This is a genomic window from Brevundimonas sp. UBA7534, assembly GCF_002479325.1.
In the GTDB taxonomy this organism is placed as follows: domain Bacteria; phylum Pseudomonadota; class Alphaproteobacteria; order Caulobacterales; family Caulobacteraceae; genus Brevundimonas.
On the sequence record NZ_DLMO01000015.1, the window covers coordinates 5,370 to 10,757 of the forward strand.

Sequence of the window (5,388 nt, forward strand, 5' to 3'; positions counted from 1 at the left end):
GACGCCATGGCCAACCGGTTCGGCCACTGGGCCAAGAGCCGAGGGCTGCGCAAAGGCGACGCGATAGCCCTGATGATGACCAACCGGGTCGAATATCTGGCGGCCTGGATCGGCTTCTCGAAGGTCGGCGTGGCGGCGGCCGTGATCAACACCAAACTGGCGGGACCGGCCCTGGGGCACTGCCTGTCGATTTCCGGCGGCTTCAACGTCGTGGCGGACGAGGACTGCTGGCGCCAGGTCGAGGAGGCGCGACCGCATATCGACCGCGACCTGATGCTGTGGGTGCTGGGCCTGCCCGAGGACGAGGAAGCCAGCAATCGGCGGGGGCTGGACAATCCGGTGCGCGGCGGCTCGTCCGTTCGTCCGGCCAAGACGGCGCGCGAGGGTCTGACCAACCGCGACACCTGCCTGTTCATCTACACCTCCGGCACCACGGGCCTGCCCAAGGCGGCGCGCATTCCCCATTCCCGAGCCCGGACCTATATGCGCGCCTTCGCCGGCGCCACGGCCTCGACGCCGGAGGACCGGGTCTTCAACGTGCTGCCCCTGTACCACTCCACGGGGGGGCTGGTCGGCATCGGCGCCGGCTTCCTGAACGGCGCGCGGACCATCATCCGAAAGAAATTCTCCGCGACCAACTTCTGGCCGGACGTGAAGGCGTCGAAGGCGACGATGTTCGTCTATATCGGCGAGTTGTGCCGCTATCTGGTGAATTGTCCGCCGAACGACGACGAGAAGGCGCACAAGCTGCGGCTGGCCTTCGGCAACGGCCTGCGCGCCGATGTCTGGCCCGAGTTCCAGAGCCGGTTCCGCATTCCGAACATCCTGGAATTCTACGGCTCGACCGAAGGCAATGTCTCGCTGTTCAACTTCGACGGCAAGCAGGGCGCCATCGGCCGGGTGCCCAGCTATCTGAAGTCGCAGATCAACATCCGCCTGATCCAGTTCGACGTGGAGACGGAGGAGCCGGTGCGGGGCCCAGACGGCTTCTGCCGTCCTGTCCGCGTCGGAGACGTGGGCGAGGCGATCGGCGAGATCGGCAACGACATCCGCCACGACTTCTCGGGCTATGCCGACAAGGCCGCCTCGCAGAAGAAGATCCTGACCGACGTGTTCAAGAAGGGCGACCGCTGGTTCCGCACCGGCGACCTGATGCGCCAGGACAGCGAAGGCTACTTCTATTTCATGGACCGCACCGGCGACACCTTCCGCTGGAAAGGCGAAAACGTCTCCACCTCGGAGGTCGAGCAGGTGTTGATGGACGCGCCCGGGGTCAGCGAGGCGATCGTCTACGGCGTGACGGTGCCGGGCCACGACGGCAAGGCCGGCATGGCGGCCCTGGTTGTCGACGGCAAGTTCGACGCCGCCGCGTTCGACGCCCACGTCGACGGCAAGCTGCCCGCCTACGCCCAGCCGGTGTTCCTGCGCCTCATCAAGGCGGCCGACACGACCGGCACCTTCAAGTATCGCAAGGCCGACCTGGTCGCCGACGGCTTCGATCCGGCCAAGGCCGGTGCGGGCCTGTATGTGCGTGGCGGCAAGTCGGGCTACGCCAAGCTGACTGCAGCCGCGCGGACCAAGATTCTGGACGGCGAAACCCGCCTTTGACGTCGCAGGACGCCGTTCGGGAAACGGGGTCTTAAGCATTAACGGTCATGGTTCCGGCGTTTCGCGTCAGGACCCTCCCGTCTCATGTTCCAGATCATCGGCATCGTCTTGCTGTTCGGCATGGTGTTCGGCAGCTATCTGCTGGCCGGCGGCAAGATGGCCGTCATCCTGCACTCGCTGCCGTTCGAACTGATGGGCATCCTGGGATCGGGCGTCGCGGCCTTCGTGATCGCCAACAGCATGGACGTCATCAAGGCGACCTTGGGCGGCTTCGGCCGCATCTTCGGCGGCCCGAAGTGGAAGAAGCAGGATTATAAGGAGCTGCTGTCGCTGCTGTTCCAGCTGACCAAGACGATGAAGTCCAAGGGCGTTGTCGCCCTGGAAAGCCACATCGAAAAGCCCAAGGAATCGCCGATCTTCCAGAAGTACCCCAAGGTGCTGAAGGATCACTTCGCCGTCGATTTCATCTGCGACACCCTGCGGATGATGACCATGAACCTGGAGGATCCGCACCAGGTCGAGGACGCGATGGAAAAGCAGCTGGAAAAGCACCATCACGAGGCCCAGGCCGGCGCCCACGCCCTGCAGAACATGGCCGACGCCCTGCCGGCCCTGGGCATCGTCATCGCGGTTCTGGGGGTCATCAAGACGATGGGCTCGATCACCGAGCCGCCGGAAGTGTTGGGCGGCATGATCGGCGGCGCCCTGGTCGGCACCTTCCTGGGCGTGTTCCTGGCCTATGGCATGATCGGCCCGTTCGCCACCCGGCTGAAGGACATCGTCGAGCAGGACGGCGCCTACTACAAGATCATCCAGTCCGTGCTGGTCGCCCACCTGCACGGCAATGCGGCGCAGATTTCGGTGGAGATCGGACGGGGCGACATCCCGTCGGTGGCCCAGCCCTCCTTCGTGGAAATGGAAGAGACGCTCAACAGCCTGACGGAGTGATCCTCGGAACGGCCAAGCCTGCCGACCGTTGGGTGAAGCGACATGACGCCGCCGGGATCCTGGCTTGCCTATGCGATCACGGCGGCGTTATCGTTTGCCAGAGGCTTCGACCTCGCCAACAGCATTCGGAGGAATTCCCCATGCGTATCACCCCCCTGATCGTCGCCTCGGCCGCCGCCCTGGCTCTGGCCGCCTGTCAGAACGCCAGCGAAGACAAGGCCCAGGACGCCGCCGCCGATGCCGCCGCCGCCGCCGACACCGCCGCCGACGCCGCCGTGACCGCCGACCAGGCCGCCACCGACGCCGCCGCCGCTGCCGGGGAAGCCGCCGCCGCCGCCGCCGACAACGCCGCCCCGGACGGCGCGGCGATGACGGCCCAGCCTCCGGCCGAAGAGACGACGCCCGCGCCGGCCCACTAAATCTATCGGTTCCCTGAACCGGGATCGGGCCGCTCCGTCGGGGCGGCCCTTTTTCTTCGTCCGTGCTAGAGCGGCGCGATGACGACCGAAGACGCTTCGCCGCAACTGACCTGGACCGAGGAAGGCGAACCGCGCTCGGGTCGATTCGGGGATGTGTACTTCTCCCGCGACGACGGCCTGGCGGAGAGCCGGGCGGTCTTCCTGCAAGGGGGCGGCCTGCCGCAGGCCTGGGCCGGACGCCGGACCTTCACCGTGGCGGAACTGGGTTTCGGCACGGGGCTGAACATCGCCGCCCTGCTGGACCTTTGGCGACAGACGAGGCCCCAGGGTGGGCGGCTGAACATCTTTTCGGTCGAAGGCTATCCGCTGACCCCTGAGGAGGCGGGCCGCGCCCTGTCGAACTGGCCAGAGATCGGAGAGGCGGCGGACGCGCTGATCCAAGGCTGGCCGGCGCCCACGCCCGGCTTTCACCGTATCGACCTGCCCGAGCATCACGCGGTCCTGGACCTGGCGGTCGGCGATGCGGCCTGGGCGCTGGAGGCCTGGTCGGGCCAGGCCGACGCCTGGTTCCTGGACGGCTTCTCGCCCGCGCTGAATCCGGGGATGTGGTCGCCGCAGGTGATGGACCTGATCCGGGCCCGGTCGGCGCCAGGCGCGCGCGTGGCGACCTTCACGGTGGCGGGGGCGGTTCGCCGAGGCCTTTCCGAACGCGGCTTCGTCGTCGAGAAACGACCCGGACACGGCCGCAAGCGTGAACGGCTGGAGGCCCGGCTGCCGGGGGAAGGGACGTCTCCGCGCGAACGCCCGCGCGTCGCGATCGTCGGCGCGGGTATTGCGGCTGCCGCGATCGCGCGGGCCCTGGCCGCGGCGGGCGTCCAGCCGTTGGTGATCGAAGGCGAGCGGCCGGGGGCGGGTGGTTCGGGATTTCCCGCCGGCCTGGTCACGCCCCGGCTCGATGCGGGCGATGCGGGCCTGGCCGCCCTCTACGCTCAGGCGCTGGAGCGGGCGGGCCGGCTCTATGGCGACGTAGAGGACGCGGTGATCGCGCGCGGCGTGCTGCAGACGCCGCAGGCGCCGCGCGACGTGGCGCGCTTCGAAAAGATCGCCGCCCAGCCGATCTGGCCCGACGGGGCGATGCAGGTCGTCGGCCCGCAACAGGCGTCGGACTGGCTGGGAGAGCCGGCGGGAGAGGCTGGGCTGCTGATGGCGCATGCCCTGGTCGTGCGCCCCTTGACGGTGCTGGACGCCTGGCTGGCTGGCGCCGGACGCCGCGCCGGACAGGTCGAGCGCCTTGAGCGCAACGAAGACGCCTGGCGGTTGGTCGCAAAGGGCGGCGACGCGATCGCCGAGGCCGACATCGTCATCCTGGCCGGCGGCTGGGGGACGGCGTCGCTGCTGGATCGGTCGCGCCATCCCGAACTGACACCCGTGCGGGGACAGGCGGACTGGGTCGAGGGGCCGACGACCGGCGCCGTGGCCTGGGGCGGCTATGCGGCGCCGACGGGGCAGGGGGTGCTGTTCGGCGCGACGCATGATCGCGGCCGCACAGATTTGGCGGTCAGTCCGGAAGACAGCGTTCGCAACCGCAACACGCTCAGGACGCGCGCACCGGCCCTGGCGGACCGGGTGGAAGCGGCGTCTTACGCCCAAGCCCGCGTCGCCATTCGCGCGACCACCGCCGACCGCCTGCCGATCGCCGGCTGGCTGGATGATGGCCTGCTGATGCTGGGCGGCCTGGGATCGCGAGGGCTGTGCCTGGCGCCGCTGCTGGGCGAGCATCTGGCGGCGCTGGCGCTGGGCCGCCCGTCGCCCCTTCCACGGACCCTGGCCGGGCGCGTCGCGCCGGACCGGCCGGCCCTCAGGCCCAAAGTCGGACCTCGAACCTAGCCCGACGTCGGCTTAGGTCCTAAACCTGCGCCAAGGGAGACACACGATGACGACGCGATCGAACGCGCCCGCCTATATGTCCGGCTTCGGCAACCACTTCGCCACCGAGGCGGCGCCCGGCGCCCTGCCGGTCGGACAGAATTCGCCGCAGAAGACGCCGATGGGCCTGTACGCCGAACAGTTGTCCGGCACCGCCTTCACCGCGCCGCGCGCCGAGAACCGCCGAAGCTGGCTGTATCGCCTGCGGCCGTCCGCCCAGCACGGACCCTATGCGCCCTTTGACCGGGGCCGGGTGCGTTCGGGCCCGTTCGACGAAACGCCGCCCAATCCCAACCGGATGCGCTGGGACCCGCTGCCGATGCCGGAAGCGTCAACCGACTGGGTGGAGGGCCTGGTCACCTATGGCGGCAATGGAGAGCCGGACGCGGGGGCGGGGGCGGGCATCCACCTGTACGCCGCCAACCGCTCGATGACCGACCGCGTCTTCTACAACGCCGACGGCGAGTTGCTGATCGTGCCGCAGCAG

Annotated in this window: 5 protein-coding genes; all 5 read left to right on the forward strand. The window is 68.9% G+C overall.

The annotated features are described in order from the left end of the window. On the forward strand, nt 1-1,608 hold a 1,608-nt coding region (locus B2U11_RS00985; protein WP_292069132.1), incomplete at its 5' end, for a long-chain-acyl-CoA synthetase. An 84-nt stretch (nt 1,609-1,692) separates the two neighbouring features. Continuing rightward, the gene (motA, locus tag B2U11_RS00990) at nt 1,693-2,556 is read left to right on the forward strand and encodes a flagellar motor stator protein MotA (RefSeq protein WP_201216778.1); all 864 of its coding nucleotides are present in this window, start codon (nt 1,693-1,695) and stop codon (nt 2,554-2,556) included. 140 nt (nt 2,557-2,696) lie between these two features. Next, on the forward strand, nt 2,697-2,975 hold the full coding sequence (locus B2U11_RS00995; protein WP_292069133.1) for a hypothetical protein: 279 nt from the start codon (nt 2,697-2,699) through the stop codon (nt 2,973-2,975). Between the two features lie 78 nt (nt 2,976-3,053). Further along, nucleotides 3,054-4,862 (forward strand): FAD-dependent 5-carboxymethylaminomethyl-2-thiouridine(34) oxidoreductase MnmC, encoded by a 1,809-nt coding sequence (mnmC, locus tag B2U11_RS01000; protein ID WP_292069134.1) that lies wholly within the window; start codon nt 3,054-3,056, stop codon nt 4,860-4,862. Nucleotides 4,863-4,908: 46 nt separating this feature from the next. Further along, nucleotides 4,909-5,388, forward strand: a 480-nt coding sequence (locus B2U11_RS01005; RefSeq protein ID WP_292069135.1) for a homogentisate 1,2-dioxygenase, incomplete at its 3' end; no start/stop codon positions are given.

Bases quoted from the DNA above. Each gene is read 5' to 3' on its own strand.
- mnmC (WP_292069134.1), top strand. From the start codon at position 3,054: ATGACGACCGAAGACGCTTCGCCGCAACTGACCTGGACCGAGGAAGGC.
- motA (WP_201216778.1), top strand. From the start codon at position 1,693: ATGTTCCAGATCATCGGCATCGTCTTGCTGTTCGGCATGGTGTTCGGC.
- B2U11_RS00995 (WP_292069133.1), top strand. From the start codon at position 2,697: ATGCGTATCACCCCCCTGATCGTCGCCTCGGCCGCCGCCCTGGCTCTG.